17 protein-coding genes are annotated in these 18,833 nt (G+C 63.3%); 11 read left to right on the top strand and 6 right to left on the bottom strand.

The window, feature by feature from the left end; translation table 11 throughout:
* The first annotated feature begins 4 nt into the window (after positions 1-4).
* The 5 genes from QCE73_RS17925 to QCE73_RS17905 are packed head-to-tail and all read left to right on the top strand — an operon-like array spanning position 5 to position 5,091.
* Positions 5-1,828, top strand: coding sequence for an ABC transporter ATP-binding protein (locus QCE73_RS17925; protein ID WP_309883151.1), 1,824 nt, complete (start codon positions 5-7; stop codon positions 1,826-1,828).
* On the top strand, positions 1,825-2,139 hold the full coding sequence (locus tag QCE73_RS17920; protein ID WP_035503853.1) for a (2Fe-2S)-binding protein: 315 nt from the start codon (positions 1,825-1,827) through the stop codon (positions 2,137-2,139). The genes QCE73_RS17925 and QCE73_RS17920 overlap by 4 nt, the downstream gene beginning before the upstream one ends.
* Positions 2,124-3,512 carry an NAD(P)/FAD-dependent oxidoreductase gene (locus QCE73_RS17915; RefSeq protein WP_309882722.1) on the top strand — a complete coding sequence of 463 codons (1,389 nt, stop codon included), beginning with the start codon at positions 2,124-2,126 and terminating at the stop codon, positions 3,510-3,512. The genes QCE73_RS17920 and QCE73_RS17915 overlap by 16 nt, the downstream gene beginning before the upstream one ends.
* Positions 3,509-4,678: an FAD-binding oxidoreductase gene (locus QCE73_RS17910; RefSeq protein ID WP_309882721.1), complete on the top strand. Its 1,170-nt coding sequence runs from the start codon at positions 3,509-3,511 to the stop codon at positions 4,676-4,678. Before QCE73_RS17915 ends, QCE73_RS17910 begins: the two co-directional genes overlap by 4 nt.
* A complete protein-coding gene (locus QCE73_RS17905) occupies positions 4,675-5,091 on the top strand; it encodes a helix-turn-helix domain-containing protein (protein WP_035503847.1) in 417 nt (138 codons plus the stop codon). The genes QCE73_RS17910 and QCE73_RS17905 overlap by 4 nt, the downstream gene beginning before the upstream one ends.
* On the opposite strand, the gene QCE73_RS17900 is transcribed toward QCE73_RS17905, so the two are convergent.
* Entirely contained in the window at positions 5,005-5,976 is a 972-nt protein-coding gene (locus QCE73_RS17900; RefSeq protein WP_309882719.1) for a LysR family transcriptional regulator, read from the bottom strand. The genes QCE73_RS17905 and QCE73_RS17900 overlap by 87 nt on opposite strands.
* A 101-nt stretch (positions 5,977-6,077) precedes the next feature.
* Here QCE73_RS17900 and QCE73_RS17895 point away from each other — a divergent pair, with 101 nt between their 5' ends.
* The 6 genes from QCE73_RS17895 to QCE73_RS17870 are packed head-to-tail and all read left to right on the top strand — an operon-like array spanning position 6,078 to position 12,388.
* Positions 6,078-7,154, top strand: a complete 1,077-nt coding sequence (locus QCE73_RS17895) for an ABC transporter ATP-binding protein (RefSeq protein WP_035503914.1) — start codon at positions 6,078-6,080, stop codon at positions 7,152-7,154.
* 33 nt (positions 7,155-7,187) lie between these two features.
* Complete coding sequence (locus QCE73_RS17890) at positions 7,188-7,901, top strand: HAD-IA family hydrolase (RefSeq protein ID WP_309882716.1); 714 nt, start codon at positions 7,188-7,190, stop codon at positions 7,899-7,901.
* Positions 7,902-7,903: 2 nt separating this feature from the next.
* Positions 7,904-9,238, top strand: a complete 1,335-nt coding sequence (locus QCE73_RS17885; RefSeq protein WP_309882715.1) for an FAD-binding oxidoreductase — start codon at positions 7,904-7,906, stop codon at positions 9,236-9,238.
* The gene (locus QCE73_RS17880; RefSeq protein WP_035503840.1) at positions 9,235-10,146 is read left to right on the top strand and encodes an ABC transporter permease; all 912 of its coding nucleotides are present in this window, start codon (positions 9,235-9,237) and stop codon (positions 10,144-10,146) included. The genes QCE73_RS17885 and QCE73_RS17880 overlap by 4 nt, the downstream gene beginning before the upstream one ends.
* The gene (locus QCE73_RS17875; RefSeq protein WP_309882713.1) at positions 10,143-10,940 is read left to right on the top strand and encodes an ABC transporter permease; all 798 of its coding nucleotides are present in this window, start codon (positions 10,143-10,145) and stop codon (positions 10,938-10,940) included. Before QCE73_RS17880 ends, QCE73_RS17875 begins: the two co-directional genes overlap by 4 nt.
* 20 nt (positions 10,941-10,960) lie before the next feature.
* Positions 10,961-12,388, top strand: a complete 1,428-nt coding sequence (locus QCE73_RS17870) for an aldehyde dehydrogenase family protein (RefSeq protein WP_309882711.1) — start codon at positions 10,961-10,963, stop codon at positions 12,386-12,388.
* On the opposite strand, the gene QCE73_RS17865 is transcribed toward QCE73_RS17870, so the two are convergent.
* The 5 genes from QCE73_RS17865 to QCE73_RS17845 all read right to left on the bottom strand — a co-directional run bounded on the left by QCE73_RS17865 (position 12,376) and on the right by QCE73_RS17845 (position 18,820).
* Positions 12,376-14,100, bottom strand: coding sequence for a GMC family oxidoreductase N-terminal domain-containing protein (locus QCE73_RS17865; protein WP_309882709.1), 1,725 nt, complete (start codon positions 14,098-14,100; stop codon positions 12,376-12,378). The two genes, QCE73_RS17870 and QCE73_RS17865, sit on opposite strands and share 13 nt — an antisense overlap.
* A gap of 20 nt (positions 14,101-14,120) precedes the next feature.
* On the bottom strand, positions 14,121-15,182 hold the full coding sequence (locus QCE73_RS17860) for an ABC transporter substrate-binding protein (RefSeq protein WP_309882707.1): 1,062 nt from the start codon (positions 15,180-15,182) through the stop codon (positions 14,121-14,123).
* A gap of 196 nt (positions 15,183-15,378) precedes the next feature.
* Positions 15,379-15,723 carry a cupin domain-containing protein gene (locus QCE73_RS17855; protein WP_035503833.1) on the bottom strand — a complete coding sequence of 115 codons (345 nt, stop codon included), beginning with the start codon at positions 15,721-15,723 and terminating at the stop codon, positions 15,379-15,381.
* Positions 15,724-16,382: 659 nt separating this feature from the next.
* Complete coding sequence (locus tag QCE73_RS17850) at positions 16,383-17,351, bottom strand: M14 family metallopeptidase (RefSeq protein WP_309882706.1); 969 nt, start codon at positions 17,349-17,351, stop codon at positions 16,383-16,385.
* Positions 17,348-18,820, bottom strand: coding sequence for an NAD-dependent succinate-semialdehyde dehydrogenase (locus QCE73_RS17845; RefSeq protein ID WP_309882704.1), 1,473 nt, complete (start codon positions 18,818-18,820; stop codon positions 17,348-17,350). The genes QCE73_RS17850 and QCE73_RS17845 overlap by 4 nt, the downstream gene beginning before the upstream one ends.
* Between the last annotated feature and the right edge of the window lie 13 nt (positions 18,821-18,833).

Raw genomic sequence — 18,833 nt, 5'->3', positions numbered from 1 at the left:
GAACATGATCGAAGTAAAAGGCCTGCGCGTTATCGCAGGCGTCGCGCCCGATCCGGTCGTCGAGATCGTGAAGGGTGTCGATTTCACGGTGAAGAAGGGCGAAGTGCTCGCGCTGATCGGCGAGTCGGGATCGGGCAAGACGACCATCGCGCTCGCGCTGCTCGGCTATGCGCGCGGCGGATGCGCGATCGCGGGCGGCTCGGTGAAGATCGGCGATACGGATGTCCTGTCGCTCGATGCCAGAGGCCGTCGCGCATTGCGTTCACGCACGGTCGCTTATGTCGCGCAGAGCGCGTCGGCGGGCTTCAATCCGGCGCGCACGATCATGGATCAGGTCACCGAGCCCGCGCTGCTGCACAAGCTGATGACGGCCGCAGCCGCGCGCGAAAAAGCGGTCGGTCTGTTCCGGTCGCTGGCGTTGCCGAATCCCGAGACCATCGGCGATCGTTATCCGCATCAGGTGTCGGGCGGCCAGTTGCAGCGGCTCATGGCGGCGATGGCGCTGATCACCGATCCCGCCGTCGTCGTGTTCGATGAGCCGACCACCGCGCTCGACGTGACCACGCAGATCGAAGTGCTCGCCGCATTCAAGGGCGTGGTGCGCGAGCTGGGCACGACGGCCGTGTACGTGTCGCACGATCTCGCGGTCGTCGCGCAGATGGCGGATCGCATCGTCGTATTGAATGGTGGACGCGTGCGCGAGAACGGCACGACCGCGCAAGTGCTCGATGCGCCCGTCGACGAATACACGCGTCAACTGCTCGCCGCGACGCGCCGCCCCGAAGCGGAACTCACGATGCCCGACGAAGCGCGCGACGTCCCGCTGCTCGAAATACGCAACCTGAGCGCGGGCTATGGCCGCATCGATGCGAACGGCGTGCCCGCCGTGCGTGTGCTCGACGATGTGAGCCTGAAGATCGAGCGCGGCTGCACGCTCGGCGTGATCGGCGAATCGGGTTCGGGCAAGACGACGCTCGCGCGCGTGATCGCGGGACTCGTCGATCGCGCGCATGGCGAGGTGCTGCTCGACGGCAAGCCCTTGCCCGCGAAGTTGTCGGAGCGCACGCTGGAGCAATATCGTCGCGTGCAGATCGTGTTTCAGAACGCCGATACCGCGCTGAACCCGAGCCGCACCATCGCCGATATCCTCGCGCGGCCGATGAATTTCTATCACGGCCTGCGCGGCGCACCTGCGCAAAAGCGCATGCTCGAACTGCTCGATCTGGTGAAGCTGCCCGCGTCGATCGCGAAGCGTCAGCCAGGCGGCTTGTCGGGTGGACAGAAGCAGCGCGTGAATCTTGCGCGTGCGCTCGCCGCGAAACCCGAGCTCATTCTCTGCGATGAAGTGACGTCGGCGCTCGATACGGTCGTCGGTGCGGCGATCCTCGATCTGCTTGCCGAACTGCGCCGCGAGCTGAACGTGTCGTACATGTTCATCAGCCACGACATCTCAACGGTGCGCGCCATCTGCGACGAAGTGATCGTGCTCTACGCGGGCCAATGCGTCGAAGCGGGCCAGCGCGATGCGCTTTCGCATCCGCCTTATCACCCTTATACGGGCCTGCTCGTCGATTCGGTGCCCGCGCTGCGTCCCGGCTGGCTCGATTCGCGCCGCGCGATGGCGCTCGGTGCGTTGCCCGTGCTCGGCCCGGAAAGCGATGTGCGCGAACTGTGCAGCTTCCGTTCGCGTTGCGCGGCGCGTATCGACGGCAAATGCAATGTGACGCCGCCTGCGCGGAAGACCTTGCCATCGGGCGCGGAGATTCTGTGTCATCACAGCGCCGACGATCTCGCGCGCATGCAGTCGATGGAAACGGTGACGGCATGAGCGGACGCTTCGTGAGAGTCGCGGAGAAAGAGCGCAGAACGTTCGAGATCGTCATCGATGGCCGGCGCGCGCTCGCAGCCGCCGGCGACACGCTGATGGTCGCGCTGCTCACCTCGCAGCAGGACTTGCGCGATTCCGAATTCGGCGACGGCCGTCGTGCGGGCTTCTGCGTGATGGGCGCATGCCAGGACTGCTGGGTGTGGACTGAAGACGGCGAACGCGTGCGCGCGTGCACGACGCCGGCGGTCGAAGGCATGTCGATCGTCACGCGTCTTTCGCAAGCTGGAGAGGGCGTATGGCCGCGACTGTGATCGTGATCGGCGCGGGGCCGGCGGGCGTGCGCGCGGCAGAGGCGCTGGTCGAAGCGGGCTTGCGTCCCGTGGTGATCGATGAAGGCAGGCGCGATGGCGGGCAGATTTATCGTCGTCAGCCGGAAGGATTCACGCGCACGTATGACGCCTTGTACGGGACCGAAGCAGAGCGCGCGCGTGCGTTGCACGAGGCGTTCGATGCATTGCGCCCGAACATCGACTATATGCCCGATACGCTCGTGTGGAACATTGCGCCGAATTCGGTGCATATGGTGAGCGGCACGCATCAGCGCGAGCTTGGGTTCGATGCGCTCATCGTTTGCAGCGGCGCGACCGATCGTCTGATGCCGGTGCCCGGCTGGCATCACGCGGGAACGTATAGCCTCGGCGGCGCGCAGGTCGCGTTGAAATCGCAGGGCTGCGCGATCGGTTCGCGCGTCGTGATGATGGGCACCGGCCCGCTGCTGTATCTCGTCGCCGCGCAATACGTGAAGGCGGGCGCGACGGTGAGCGCGGTGCTCGATACATCCACGTTCGCTCAACGCCTGCGCGCATTGCCGCAACTCCTCGCGATTCCGTCGACGCTGAAGAAGGGCATCGCGTTGATGAAGGTTCTCAAGGCTGCGCGCGTGAGCGTTCATCGCGGCATCACGCCGGTCGAGATTCGAGGCACGCCGGAGCAGGGCGTTCAAGGCGTGCGCGTCAAACTCGCCGATGGCGCGATGCTCGAAGTCGAATGCGATGCGGTCGCGCTCGGCTATCACTTGCGCTCCGAAACGCAACTCGCCGATCTCGCGGGCTGCGAGTTCCGTTTCGATCACGCTTTGCAGCAGTGGCTTCCTGTCGCCGATGAAGACGGCCGCAGCAATGTGAATGGCGTCTATCTCGCAGGCGACGGCGCGCGTGTGCGCGGCGCGGATGCGGCCGAACGCGCGGGGCGGCTCGCGGCGCTCGCGGCATTGAAAGATATCGGCATGATCTCCAATGAAGACGAGGCGAACACGTTGCGCAAGCAACTGAGCAGCTTCACGCGCTTCGCGGCGGGCTTGCGTACCGCGTTCCCGTGGCCCGCGCGATTCGCCGCCACGTTGCCGGATGAGACCATCGTGTGCCGTTGCGAAGCGATCAGCGCAGGCGAACTCAGACGCGTCGTGAACGACATGGGCGCGAAGGAAGCGAATCGCGCGAAGGCTTTCTCGCGCGTCGGCATGGGCCGATGCCAGGGCCGCTTCTGCGCGCATGCGGGCGCGGAAGTCATCGCGGCGGAGGCGCGCGTGCCGCTCGAAGCGGTCGGCCGTTTGCGCGGGCAGGCGCCCGTCAAACCGCTGCCGATGGCGCTCGCGCCGCATCAGGACATGGAGACGAGCGAATGACCGGGCGCGCCGATGTGATCGTGATCGGCGGCGGCATCGTCGGTACGTCGACCGCTTTCTTCTTACGCCGACGCAATCGTTCGGTGATTCTGCTCGAACGTGGTCTGACAGGACAGCAGGCGAGCGGCGTGAATTTCGGCGGCGTGCGCCGGCAGGGCCGCGCGCTCGAACAACTTGCGATGTCGAATCGCGCGCTCGAAACCTGGCGGCGTTCGCGCGAGTTGCTCGGCGAGGACGTCGAGTTCCTGCCATCGGGTCATACGCGTGTGTGCTATCACGCGCAAGACGCGGAATACTTCCATCGCTATGCCGCCGATGCGCGCGCCTGTGGCCTCGATCTCGAAGTGGTGGAAGGCGCGGCCATGTTCAGGCGTTTTCCTTTTCTCGGCCGTGATGTGCTCGCCGCATCGATCTCGCCACTCGACGGTCACGCGAACCCGCGACTCGCCGCGCCCGCGTTCGGTCGCGCGGCGGCGCGGCTCGGTGCGCATATCGTCGAGAACACGGATGTGGTTCGCGTCGAAAAGGAAGCGGGCGGCTTTCGCGTGGAGACCGCAACGGGCGACGTGTATCGCGCGGAGCAAGTGCTGATCTGCGCGGGCGCGTGGGCCAATGTGCTATCGACGCAATTCGGCGAACCCGTGCCGCTCAGCGCGCGCGGTCCGCAGATGGCCGTGACCGAACCCGTGCCCTATGTGTTCCCGTTTTCGATGGGCGTGTACACGTCGATCAAGGAAGAGAGCGTGTATTTCCGGCAGATTCCGCGCGGCAATATCGTGCTGGGCGGCGGCCCTTCCGGTCCCGCCGATGCAGACACGCGGCGCGCATCGGTCCTGCCCGCGAACACCGTCGCGCAGATGGCGCAGTTTCGCCGCATGGTCCCCGCGATGCGCGCGCTGCATGTGATTCGCGTGTGGAGCGGCGTGGAAAGCTATCTGCCGGATTCGGAGCCGGTGATCGGCCCGAGCTCGACAACCGATGGCCTTTTCTATGCGTTCGGCTTCAGCGGATCGGGCTTTCAGATCGGACCGGGCGTCGGCGAAACGCTTGCCGAAGTGCTCGATAGCGGCAGCACGCCCATCGATCTCACATCGTTTTCCATCAGACGATTTCAGCGCGCTTCGTCGACGCACGCCGAATCGATCACCTCCGAGACTTCGCCATGAGCCAGGCCAATCTGATCGACGCGCTCGTTTATATCGAAGCCAATTTCGACAAGACGGTGAGTCTTGCGCAACTCGCGGATCTCTCGGCGCTGAGCGTGTCGCGCTTCGCGACCGTGTTTCGCGAGCAATTCGGGCTTTCGCCCTACAAGTACCTGTGCGAGCTGCGTGTGCAACGCGCGCAGACCTTGTTGCTCGCGGGCGTGCCGGGGTCGGTCGTCGCAACGGAAGTCGGCTTCTTCGATCAGAGTCATCTCGCGCGGCACTTCAAGCGCTTATGCGGCATGACGCCGAGCGCCTTCGTCGAGCGCACGCGAAAAAAGGCGCGCTCAGCCGAGTTCGATGCCGGTTTGACGAAGCGCGTCGCGCAAACCCAGTCGCGGGTATTTGCTCTCGACAGTGCGCATGTCGCTTAACGCTTCCTGAATGATCCATTCGCGCACGCTGGCGACGATGGGCCGCATCGGCCGGTTCGGCGGCGTGAGCAGACAGCAGCGGCGGCTCGTGACGAGCAGTTCCTCTTCGGCCGGCACGAGCGCGCCTTGCGCGAGCCAGTGCGATGTCACGTTCAGCCAGCCGAGCGCGATGCCTTGCCCGAGCAGCGCCGCCTGCACGACGATCGCGTAATCGTTGAAGCGCAGCATCCCCGCCGCGTGACGCTCCTTTGAAGCGAACGCATGAAAACGCTCGTGCCAGCCGCGCTCCTCGTCATCCATGACGATGACCGTATCGCCATGCGCGCGCGCCGCTTCGGTCTGCGCGAGTTCGTGATAACGCGGATTGCATAGTGGCAGCAGCATTTCGGGCATCACGAGCACGGCGTTTTCATCGATCTCTTCATCGTGCAGAAAGCGCATACCCAGATCGACATCGACGAGCGGCCCGCCGATGCGCCCCGATATCAATTGAAAGCGCATGTCGATCGAAGGGAACGCCTGATTCAGCCGGCTCATGCGCGGCATGAGCCAATGAGTGGTAAAGCCGGTGGACACGGACAGCGTGACCGTTTCGACGCCCGTCGCGCGCGCCTCGATTTCGCGGATCGCGCTTTCGATGCCGCTGAAGCCTTCGGAGATCTTGCGATAGAGAATCTCTCCGCTTTCCGTGAGTTCGATGCCGCCGCGAACGCGTTCGAAAAGCCGCACGCCGATATGGTCTTCCATGCGCGCGAGCATGCGGCTGACGGCGGGCTGGCTCACATAGAGCTCTTGCGCGGCGCGCGTGAAATTCCCGCAGCGCGCGGCCGCTTCGAACACGAAGAGCGCATTCGCGCTCGGCAGTTTCTTGCGAAGGTTTGGCATGACTTCATGTTATGCCCGATCCAACAATTTTGGAATTGCCGTCAAAAACATCGCGACTTAGTATTTTCTCAACCGCTCTCCTTTCCGACGAGATGAACGCCATGGATGCACGCGCGAAAACTGGAGTGTCGATCAGGTCCGCGACCAAGCGATACAGCGGCGTTACCGCGCTCGACGACGTATCGCTCGATATCGCGCCGGGCGAGTTCGTCTCGCTGCTCGGGCCTTCGGGTTCGGGCAAGACGACGCTGCTCGGGATTCTCGGCGGCTTCGTCCAGCCGACTTCGGGCAGCGTGTGGGTCGGCGAGCGAGACATTACATTCGCGCCGCCGCACAAGCGCGATATCGGCATCGTGTTTCAGAACTACGCGCTCTTTCCGCATATGAGCGTGGGCGAGAACGTCGCGTTCTCGTTGCGCGCGCGTCGCGAACCGAAATCGACATGGGCGAAGCGCGTCGCCGAAGCGCTCGCGATGGTCGAACTCAAAGGTTATGAAAGCCGCGGCATTCATCAGCTTTCGGGTGGACAGAAGCAACGCGTCGCACTGGCGCGCGCGATCGTGTTTCAGCCGCAACTGATTCTGATGGACGAGCCTTTGTCCGCGCTCGACAAGCAATTGCGCGAGACCATGCAGATCGAACTGCGCAGGCTGCATCGGCAGCTTGGCGCGACCATCGTCAACGTGACGCACGATCAGCGCGAGGCGCTCACGATGAGCGATCGCGTCGCCGTGCTGAAGGACGGCAGGCTCGTGCAGATCGATACGCCCGAGCGTCTTTACGATCGCCCGTGCGATGCCTTCGTTGCGAGCTTCATCGGCGAAGCGACGATGCTCGATGTCACGCGCGCCGGCCACGATGCCGTGCGTCTCGGCGATACCGTGCTGCGTACCGCGCATCCGTTGCCGAGCGGTGACAAGCTGCTGCTCGCGGTGCAAACGGAAAAGCTCGTCATCGATGGCGAGAACCGTCATGCGAACGCGAACCGCCTTTCATGCCGCGTGACCGAAGTGCTTTATCAAGGCGAGAGCCTGCGTGTGTTCGCCGCGCTCGCCGACGGCACCGCGATCAGTCTTCGTCAACCCGGCGGTCACGACGCGCGCAGACGCATTCCCGCGCCGGGTGCATCGATGACCGTCGCGCTCGATCCACAAGACACGATCGTCGTGTCGGCCTGATTCTTTTCACCGCAACCCGTAGAGGATGAAGCAATGAATCTCACCGAATTCAAGGTCCTGACGTTCGATGTCGTCGGCACGCTGATCAACTTCGAAAAGGGCGTGCTCGACTCCGTGCGCCGCCTGGGCGGCCCGAAGGCGAAGGACCTGACCGACGATCAGATTTTCGAGCCGTACATGGAAGGGCGCGCGAAGCATCCGGGCCGATCGAGCCATGAGATGGCGAACGTGTATCTGCATCTCGCGAAGAAACTCGGCCTGCCCGACGATCCGCAATCCGCCGCTGCATTCCAGCGCGACGTGCTCGAATGGCCCGCATTCGAAGATTCCGTCGCTGCGTTGAAGCGGCTGCGCAAGCACTTTCGACTCGTTGCGATGACGAATGCGGACCGCGTCGCGTTGTCGGCGTATTCGCACACGCTCGGCAATCCGTTCGACGATACCGTGTGCTGCGATGAAACCGGCGTCGCGAAACCCGATCCGCAATTCTTTGCCTATAACCGTGGACGTCAGGCCGCGTTCGGCTACAAGTTCGAGGAGATTCTGCACACGGCGCAGAGCCAGTATCACGACATCGGCATCGCGACGAAGCTCGGTTATGCGACGTGCTGGATCGAGCGGCGCCAGGGCATGAAGGGCTTCGGCGCGACGCCGGTGCCCGAGAACGTCACGACGCCGACGTGGAAGTTCGCGACGCTCGCGGCGCTCGCGGATGCCGTCGATGACGAAGTGCGCGCCGCCGCGTGACGATGCGCGCCCCGACGACACCACCGCGCCCGCAACCCGATTCGCTCTGGCGGGCGATGGCCGCGCGCGTCCCGGCGATGGACGCGCCGGTCAGCACGGGTGCGCCGCTCGCACGCGACATCGGCGTGGACGTGGCGATCATCGGTGCGGGCTATTCGGGCTTGAGCGCCGCCTATGCGCTGCAAAAGCGCGGCGTCGAATGCGCGGTGCTCGATGCGAATCCGGTCGGCTGGGGTGCAAGCGGTCGCAATGGCGGCGTGGTGTCGTCGAAGTTTCGTCTCTCGTTTCCGGCGATCGCGAGCGCACATGGCGTCGATGTGGCCAAGCGCATGCATCGGCTCGCGCATGAAGGCGTGCGCACCGTCGAGGCGTTCATCGACGAGTTCAGGCTGACTCGCGCGCAGTTCGAACACACCGGCAGCTTGCGATGCGCGCATACGGAGCGCGCGTTCGACTCGATACGCGCGGAAGCGGACTGGGTGCGCACGACGCTCGGCGATACGTCGATGACCGTGCTGTCGCGCGCGCAAGTGGCGCATGAAACGGGCTCGAAGGCATTCGTCGGCGGCGTGTTGAGCGCGGATGCGGGCACGATCCTGCCGCTCGAATACGTGCGCGGCATCGCGGCGGCCCTGACCGCGCGCGGCGTGCCGATCTACGAAGCGACGCCTGTCATCGACATGTCGCGCACGCAGGACGGCCGCGTGCTGTTGAAAGCGCCCGGCGGAACGGTGCGCGCGAGGCAGGTGATCGTAGCGACCAACGCCTACTCCAATCTGACCGATGCAACCGCTTCGTATCATCGCGAGCTCGTGCCGTTCAGAAGCGCGATGATCGCGACGGCGCCGCTATCGCCCGAACTCGATTCGCAACTCATGGTGAATCGCCGCAGCTATACCGAAACGCGCCGCATGATGAAGTGGTTCCGCAAGGTCGATGGCCGCATGCTCTTCGGCGGCCGCGATGCGTTCGGCAAGGAAGGCGAGCCGACCGGCTTCGATGCGCTGCAACGCGCGATGGTCGCGCTCTTTCCGCAACTGAAGGACGTGGCCGTGGAATATCGCTGGTCGGGTTATGTCGGCATGACGTTCAATGCGCTGCCGCACGTGGGATGCAGCGACGACGCCACCACGTTCTGTCTCGGCTATAACGGTACGGGCGTCGCGATGGCGAGCCTCATCGGCCAGCACGCGGCTGCGCTGGCGCTCGGCGAAAAACCGGAGCTGGCGCTGCTCGCGCAAGACGGCTTGCGGCCCGTGCCGTTCCATGCGCTGCGCGCGCCGGGCGTGAGGCTCGTCGCCGCGTGGTATCAGTTTCTCGACGCGGTGGGTGCATGATGACGACAGCCAAACGGATTCTCCAGGACACCGCCGTGATGCAAGCCGCGACCATCGACCCTTCGGTGCGCCATCAGCGTCGTGAAGATCGCACGATGCTGCTGTTGATGGCGCCCGCGCTGCTGGTGATCGTCGTGCTGCTCGTGGCGCCGCTCGTATGGCTGTCGTGGCAGTCCTTCTATCACGATGGCGTGTTCTCGCTCGCGAACTACAGGCGCGTCTTCACGGGCGCGTATCTCGACACGTTTTTGCTGACGTTCAAGCTCAGCCTCATCGTGACGGCCATCACGCTCTTGCTCGGCTATCCGGTCGCGTACTTCGCAGCATCGATATCGCCGCGATGGAGCGCGCTCGTGCTCGGCATGGTGATCCTGCCGTTCTGGACCAGCGTGCTCGTGCGCACGTATGCATGGCTCGTGCTGTTGCAACGCACGGGCCTTATCAACAAGGCGCTGCTCGGTGCGGGCCTGATCGATCGGCCATTGCAGCTTTCGTATAACCAGTTCGGCACCATCATCGCGATGGTGCATATCCTTCTGCCGTTCATGGTGCTGCCGCTCTATTCCGCGATGCAGAAGATACCGCCGAATCTCTCGCAGGCCGGCGCGAGTCTCGGTGGCTCGCCATTGCATGTGTTCTGGCGCGTGTTCCTGCCGCTGTCGATGAGCGGCGTGCTCGCGGGCGTGACGCTCGTGTTCGTGCTGTGCCTCGGCTTCTATATCACGCCGGAACTGATGGGCGGCGGCAAGTCGATGATGGTGTCGATGATCGTGAGCCGCAACGTCGAGATCTATAACAGTTGGGGCGCGGCGAGTTCGGTGAGCGTGGTGCTGCTCATCTGCGTGTTCGCGATCTTCTATGGCGTGAGCCGCGTGATTCCGCTCGAAAAGACGCTGGGGGCGAAATGAACTCGATATCGCTTGGACGTGTGACGCTGGGCGCAACGGTGATGCTGATACTCGCGTTCCTGATGATTCCGGTGATCATCGTGGTGCCGCTTTCGTTTTCCGATGCGCGCTTCCTGACGTTTCCGCCGCCGGCTTATTCGCTGCGCTGGTATCACGCGTTCTTCGATAACCCCGCGTGGATCGATGCCGCCAAGACCACCTTCGCGGCTTCGACGTGCGCGGCGCTCATCGCGACGCCGGTCGGTGTCGCGGCGGCTTATGGCATTCAGTACGGATCGCACTGGTCCTTGCGCTATCTGCGCCCGCTGCTGATGCTGCCCTTGATGGTGCCGATCATCATCGTCGCGGTGGGCGTGTTCTTCGTATTCACGCAGATGGGTTATGTGAACACGCTTGGCGGACTCATCATCGCGGATACGATGCTCGGATTGCCTTATGTGCTGATTTCCGTCGGCGCGGACTTGCGCACGTTCGACCGCACGCAGGAGATGGTCGCGCGCAGTCTCGGCATGAACCGCTTTCGCGCATTCATGGCGGTGACGCTGCCGCAGATCAAGGCCAGCGTGATTTCCGGCGCGGTGTTCGTGTTCATTCAGGCGCTCGATGAAACCGTCGTTGCGCTGTTCATTTCCGGCGGCAATAATCAGACGCTCACGCGCCGCATGTTCGTCACGTTGCGCGATGAAATCGATCCGACCATCGCCGCCATCAGCACGATGCTGACGGCGCTGACCTTGTGCCTCGTGATGATCGTCGTCGTGAGCAGGCGTTCATCGCCGGCCGTGCGGGCCTGATTCTTTCACTACGGAAAAACATGCGACATCTACAGCAGTTTTATATCGACGGCGAATGGGTCGAGCCCTTCGGCAGCACGCGTTTGGCTGTCATCGATCCATCGACGGAAGAAGCTATCGGCGAAGTCGCCCTCGGCGATGCACGCGATGTGGACCGCGCGGTGGCCGCGGCGCGGCGCGCATTCGTATCGTTCTCGCAGACGCATGTGGAAGAACGCGTCGCGTTGCTCGAGCGCATGCTCGAAGCGTATGTCGCGCGTTACGACGAGATGGCCGATGTCATCTCGCGTGAGATAGGCGCGCCGACGAAGCTCGCGCATGCGTGGCAGGCCGCGCTCGGCAGGCGGCATATCGAGGAGACGCTGCGCACGGTCGAGCACTTCCCGTGGCAGCGCAGGAAGGGCACGACGCTCGTCAATCACGAACCGGTGGGCGTGGCCGCGCTCATCACGCCGTGGAACTGGCCGATCAATCAGATCGTGTGCAAGGTCGCGCCGGCGCTTGCGGCGGGATGCACGGTGGTGCTGAAGCCGAGCGAAGTATCGCCGATGAATGCGGTGCTGTTCGCCGAGATCATGGATGCGGCGGGCGTGCCCAAAGGCGTGTTCAATCTCGTGAATGGCGATGGACCGACCGTCGGCGCGGCACTGAGCGCGCATCCGGATGTCGATATGGTGTCGTTCACCGGATCGACGCGCGCGGGCATCGAGATCGCCAAACTCGCCGCGCCGACCGTGAAGCGCGTGCATCAGGAACTGGGCGGCAAGTCGGCGAACATTCTTCTCGACGATGTCGATCTCGAAGCCGCCGTGACCGCGGGCGTGAACTCGTGCTTCAGCAACAGCGGTCAGTCGTGCAATGCGCCGACTCGCATGCTGGTGCCCGCATCGCGGCATGACGAGGCCGTCGAGATCGCGTTGCGCGCGGCTCGCAGGCATCGCGTGGGACCGGCCGGCGATCCGGCGACGACGATGGGCCCCGTGGTCAGTGAGGTCCAGTTCGGGCGCGTGCAGCGGCTGATCGATATCGGCATCGAAGAGGGTGCTTCGCTGGTGACGGGCGGCCCCGGACGTCCTGATGGACTCGAACGCGGTTACTACGTGAAGCCGACGGTGTTCGCGAACGTGAATCCGTCGATGACGATCGCGCGCGAGGAAATCTTCGGCCCGGTGCTCGCGATCATGCCGTATCGCGATGAGGAAGAAGCGATCGCCATTGCCAACGACACGCCTTATGGATTGGCAGCTTATGTGCAGTCGAAGGATCAGGAACGCGCGCGGCGTGTAGCGATGAAAATGCGCGCGGGCAGCGTCTATGTCAATTATCCGGCGTGGGATCCGGGCTCGCCGTTCGGTGGCTACAAGCAGTCGGGGAATGGGCGTGAATATGGGGAGTGGGGGCTGGAGGCGTTTCTTGAGGTGAAGGGGATTGTGGGTTATGGCGAGTAGTTGAACGTGCGCGTGGCCGGTTCGCGTCTGTCACGCGCCGCGCCACGCAACACATCCGCCACCCGTTCCACGATCATGATCGTCGGCACATTCGTGTTCGCGCACGGAATCGACGGCATTAGCGATGCATCGCACACGTACAGACCTTCGACGCCATAGACCGCGCCGCGCGCATCGGTGACGGCCAACGGATCGTTCGATGCCCCCATGCGGCACGTCCCCGACGGATGCCAGGTGCCGCCCACCGAACGCTTCACGAACGCCGTCATCGCGTGATCGTCTTCGAGCAGTTCGTCGATGGTCACGCCCTGCGTCACGACATGCTCGATCAACGAGCCGCGCAACGGTCCGGCGATATCGAGCAACACGCTCAACGCGCCGCGCTGCACCGCGTTCCATGTGCCCGGAACAGCCACCGCGGCCACGCGCGGCGAATAACTCGACGGAAAGATCGCATCGCGATGCGCGTTCATCGATGGCGATGACAAAACGGAAGCGCCGAAGCGCAACGCAAGCTTGAGCCGTTCGAGATCGCGCGTATCGGAGAGCATGGCGAAATCGACATCGGGTTCATCGAACGCACTCGCCGATGCAAGCGTCACGCGCCCGCGCGAATACGACTTGTTGACCCAGAAGAAGATCGTACCCAGTCGATATCCGACCGAATGCCAGCCCGAGCGCGACAGGATCGCGCCATGCATGTCGCCTCGAACGGTATTCGGCAAGCCGGAAGAGAAGCGCACGATCGCCTGCTCGTGATGTTCATCCGGAAACGGCGTGCGCGCGGCGCGCGGCAGATACGCGGACACGGCAATCGACGGATGCTCCATGAGATTGCGCCCGACACCCGGACGATCCACAAGCACGTCGATGCCGAACGGGGCGAGTTCATCGGCGGGACCGATGCCGCTTCGCATCAGCAATGCAGGACTATGAATCGCACCCGCCGACACGATCACGCGATGCGCCTTCAGTTCTTCACGCGTGCCGTCCGCGTGCACGATGCGCGCGCCGATGGCACGCTTGCCGTCGAACAGAATGCGCTCGACGACTTCGCCGGTGCGTATCGTGAGGTTGCCGCGTGCGCGCGCGGCATCGTCGAGATAACAGACGGAAGTCGGGATGCGCTCTCCCTTCGCACTGACCGCGATCGAACCGATGAACGCGCCGTCTTGCCAGGGCCCATTCTGATCGTCGTGCAATGCATGACCGCTTTCGGCAAGCGAGCCGAGGACCGCGCGCACGAACGGCGATATGCGCGGCCACGGCGTTCGCTGGATACGCACGGGGCCATCGCTGCCGTGCAATGCGCCGCTGAAATCGCAGTCCGTTTCGAGCGCGCGAAAGTAAGGCAGGCAAGTTTGCCAGTTCCAGCCCGACGCGCCGAGCGCTTCCCATTCGTCATAATCGGCGGGTGCGCCGCGATTGGCCATCAGCGCGTTGATGGCCGAGCCGCCGCCCAGAAGACGTGCCTGTTCGTAGCGTCGCGTGGCGGCGCTGCGGCTCATGCGCGCTTTCAATGTCTGCCAGATATTGCGCGTGTCGAGATACGCGCGTCCCGGATAACGGCTGCGAATGGCATCGGGCATCGTGTGCGCGGAGATATCGCGGCCCGCTTCGACGAGACATACGTTCGCGTGCGCATCTTCGGAAAGGCGCGCGGCCAGCACGCAACCAGCCGAGCCGCCGCCCAGAATCAGATAGTCGAACACGTGCGGTACTTAAAGCCGCGCTATTGCATGAACTTGAGCCAGCGCGCCTTCGCCTGAATGCCAGGCTCCGATGCCCACCAGTCCTCTGACAGCAGCGCCTGCTTCGCCGCATTGACCGGCGCGCTCGGCAATTCGGCCGCGCGCTTGTCGGTGATCTTGCCGGTCTTGAACGCGGCCGGATTGCCCGGGCCGTAGTCGATATACAGCGGCAGATTCGCCTGCAATTCCGGCGACAGGGCCGCGTTCAGGAAGCGCACTGCATCGTTCAGATTCGGCGCGTTCTTCAGGATGCAAAGCTGCGTGTTCTGCAGAATGCCGTCGTTGAACGTGAAGGCGACGTCCGGATCATCCTTCATCACGGCGCTGGCGCGGCCATTCCAGATCATCGTCATATCGACTTCGCCGTCGTGCAGCAATTGCGCGGACTGTCCGCCCGAGGTCCACCAAACGGTGATGTTCGGCTTGATCTCTTCGAGCTTCTTGAACGCGCGGTCCACGTCGAGCGGATAGAGCTTGTCGCGCGGCACGCCATCGGCGAGCAGCGCGGCTTCGAGCACGGTCATTGGATCGTTGCGTAGCGCTCGCGTGCCGGGAAAGTTCTTCACGTCCCAGAAGTCCTTCCAGCTTTGCGGCACCTTCTTGAGCGTCTTCTTGTTATAGCCGATGACGGTCGAATAGAACTCGTACGCCACCGAATAGGGCGTGCGGTATTTTTCCGGGACCGTCGCTGCGTTGGGAATCTTCGAGAAATCGAGCTTTTCCAGCAGACCTTCGCGTCCGCCGCGCAGGCAGTTGGAGGGCGGGGTATCGACGACATCCCAGATCGGCTTGCCGGTCGCGCCTTGCGCCTTGATCTGCGGCCACGCGTCGGGAATGCTGTCCTGATTGATCGTGATGCCGAGCTGTTTCGCGGCGGGGTCGAGAATGGCTTTGGTCTGCGCTTCCTGATAAGCGCCGCCCTGCGACACGAACGTGATCTTGCCCGCCGCGAACGCGGGCGCCGCGCTTGCGATGGAGAGCAGCAAAGTCATGGCGAGCGGGCGAACGGCGAAGTGCGGACAGCGGAACCTTGCAATGTTCATCACGGCGTTTTCCTCGACACGGTTGAAGCGGATGTCTTGCGGATCGCGCGGTTCCGCCTGGCTTTGACCGGAAGCGGGGACGGCGCGTGGATGACTAAAAATATATTGAGTCAAATACGCGGGGGCAACGCCGGAATTGTTGGAGTGACCATGACCTGATGTTATGTCAGTGCAATGGCCACGTTCTGTTGCGGGTTCAGAAGATCACATAGACCTTGCGCATGGTTTCGTCGACTTCCCATGTGCCTTCGGTGTTCGCCGCGAAGAAGAGGGTATCGCCGCCGGTGAAGTGAATCGTGTCTTCACCGTCGGGGGTGAAGCGGCCGTTTCCCGCGAGGAAATGCATGACTTCCGCCTGTTTGACCGAACGGCGATATGTGCCGGGTGTGCATTCGAATATGCCGGTATCGATGGCTTCGCTGCCTGGAATGACTTTTTGTACGCCGGAGATTTTGATTTCCTGTGCGCCAGGAAGGCCCGCTGTGCCCCAGTTTTCTAATCCCTCAATCGCAATGCTCTGTCTGATCTGTTGAACTTTCATTGGTTCTTCCTTTGATGGTTTGGGATTTTTTGCCGGATCCCGTAATCGTGTTGGTTTATTAGCACTGCCCCTGTGCGGGGCGGCAGTCACTTGCTTTGCTGCTGCAAAGAAAGTAACCAAAGAAACAGCTATCCCCAGCCTAAGCACTTCACACCGGCCGCGGCACAGACGATTGGCCTAATGGCCCGGCACTAGCGTGTGCCCCCACAAGCAGACAAGGGCTTGGACCGCGCACGGTCCGACACATCGCGCCGCTTGCGTTATTGGTTCAGCACCAAATAGCTCCGGCCCGCTATGCGGCCGATGGGTCAATCGGGTGCGCGCGCGCTCCTTCTTCGATGGTTTCCCTCGCATACCCAACGGCAGCGCGTAGCGCTGTGCCGAAGCTCTTTGGTGCTGAACCAGCGCCCTAAAACAACTAGCTCGGCAGACCGTGCGCGAGCCAAGCCCGATTGGTCCTTTGGGGGCGACACTTAGGCAAGTGCCATTGGTGGCTGGCAAGCATGGCCAACGTGCGTGTGACCGCGGGCGCTGAGAAGCTGCTTTCTTTGGTTACTTTCTTTGCAGCAGCAAAGAAAGTGACCCCCGCCCCGGGGAGGGGCAGTGCTAATAGACCGACGCGAATACGGGATCCGGCGAAAACAAACTCCGCAACATCTCTAATCGTATTGAATACGCTGTTCGATCCTGCCGAGCCGCACGACAGTCACTCCCGGACGTAATTGCCGCAATGAGGGCATGACGAGCATGCAATCGTCATAGGGCGTCTCGACGGCAGTCCCATCCGACCACCCGATCACGCTACCCGCTTGGGGAAACACTTCGAGCCCGGTGTACTCACCCGCAAAACGAAAATCCATGCTCTTCGCGACAACGGGTTCCGTCACACGCACGACGAGCATTTCCCGCGGCGATGCCTGAATCCACCCCGCAGGCAAATCATCCTCATCGACGACACCGGATAGCAGAAGAAACCGCGCAGTCACGTCGCGCGCCACGGTCACGGCGCCTGCTTCCCAGTGCTGTCCACATTCGATGAGCAACGCATTCCTGCTGCTCGACGGATCGCCGAAGCCTTCGTAATCGCGCATGCGCCGGCCTTCGGGATGGCCTTCATCGCAGATGACGGTCGCGGGCGTGCCGAGCCGCGCCGACAATTCGATGCCTTTATCAAGCGGCCCCGCGACGATCAGCGGCTTGCTCTTCTCATGCATCGAATGAAGATCGAGCAGCAGATCGACGGTATCGATCACAGGCCGCATCGCGCGGGCGCGACGCAGTTCGCTCGAATCGCGCGAGGTGTCGTCGAGCGCCTGCGCAGTCCATACGCGATTGAAATCCTGATCGACGAAACGCGATGCATCCGGCTTGCCCGCATCGAAGCGCGCGTATGCATCGACGTTCGCGAAGGCCAGCGTGAGCTTGCCGCGACGCGGCCTCAGGCGAGCGCGCAGCAATGCATCGACGACGATCGCGCCACACACTTCGTTGCCGTGCGTGAGCGCGTTGATCATCACATGCGGACCGTCGATGCCCGAGTCGAACGTATGCACATACGGCACACCCGCGTTGCCCGATGCATGCGCGCCGATATCGGGGAACGTGATCTCGATCGGATAGGCGTTCATTCGAGTCCGCCCTGGCAGAGATATTTGATCGACAGATAATCGTCGAGGCCGTACTTCGAGCCTTCGCGCCCATAACCCGATTCCTTCACGCCGCCGAACGGCGCGGCTTCGCTCGAAATCGCGCCTTCGTTGATGCCGACGAGTCCCGCTTCGAGCAGACGCGACACGCGATCGATGCGCTTCAGGTTCTGGCTGTAGAAATAGGCGGCGAGGCCGAACGGCGTATCGTTCGCGACGCGGATGGCTTCGGCTTCGTCGTCGAAACTAAAGAGCGGTACGACCGGGCCGAAGGTTTCCTCGCAGCTCAATTGCATGTCGGATGTGGCGCCCGTGAGCACGGTCGGCGCGTAATAGTTCGGGCCGAGTTCGGCAAGACGCTTGCCGCCCGTGATCGCGCGTGCGCCGCGTTCGACTGCGTCGCTGACGTGACGTTCGATCTTCTCGACCGCGCGCGCGTTGATCATCGGGCCGATCTGCGCGTCGGGGTCCGTCGCGGGCGCGACCTTCAATGCGGCGACGCGCTTCGCCAGCAGATCGGCGAACTTGTCGTACACGGACGACTGCACATACACGCGATTCGGGCACACGCAGGTCTGTCCGCCATTGCGGAACTTCGATGCCATCAGTCCCGCGACGGCGGCGTCGAGATCGGCGTCGTCGAATACGATGAAAGGCGCATTGCCGCCGAGTTCCAGCGACAGCTTCTTCAACGTACCCGCCGATTCGCGTGCGAGGTACTTGCCCACTGGCGTCGAGCCCGTGAAGGTGATCTTGCGCACGCGGCCATCTTCGAGCCAGTCGCCGACGGCTTCCTGCGCGTTCTCGCGCGATGCGCCGATCAGATTCAACGCACCCGCCGGCACGCCCGCTTCATGCGCGAGCAGCACGAGTGCGAGCGCCGTGAGCGGCGTATCTTCGGCAGGCTTGCCGACGACCGTGCAACCCGCCGCGAGCGCAGGCGCGATCTTGCGCGCGATCATCGCGAGCGGGAAATTCCACGGCGTGATCGCCGCGACGATGCCGACCGGCTCCTTCACCGCGCTCATGCGCTTGCCGCGCTGCTGCTGCGGAATGATGTCGCCGTAGATGCGCGTGGCTTCATCCGCGAACCATGCGACATACGACGCGCCGTACATCACCTCGCCGCGACCTTCCGCGAACGGCTTGCCCTGTTCGAGCGAGATCAGACGCCCGAGCGCATCCGCGTTCTCGACGATCAGCGCATGCCAGCGATGCAGCACCGCCGCGCGATCTTTCGGCAGCGTATCGCGCCATGCGGGAAAGGCGCGCGCGGCGGCATCGGTGGCGGCGCGGGCGTCGGCGGGGCCGCTGTCGGCCACTTGCGCGATGACATCGCCCGTCGCGGGATCGGTGACGGCGAAGCGCTTGCCGCTCGCGGCGGGAACCCATTTGCCGTCGATGAAATTGTCGGCGCGAATCAGATCGCTCAACTCGTATCGTTGCGTCATGATGGTCTCCGGA

This window comes from Caballeronia sp. LZ029, assembly GCF_031451275.1.
Taxonomy (GTDB): domain Bacteria; phylum Pseudomonadota; class Gammaproteobacteria; order Burkholderiales; family Burkholderiaceae; genus Caballeronia; species Caballeronia jiangsuensis.
Note: the sequence above shows the minus strand (reverse complement) of the source record. Positions and strands in the feature narration are given on the sequence as shown.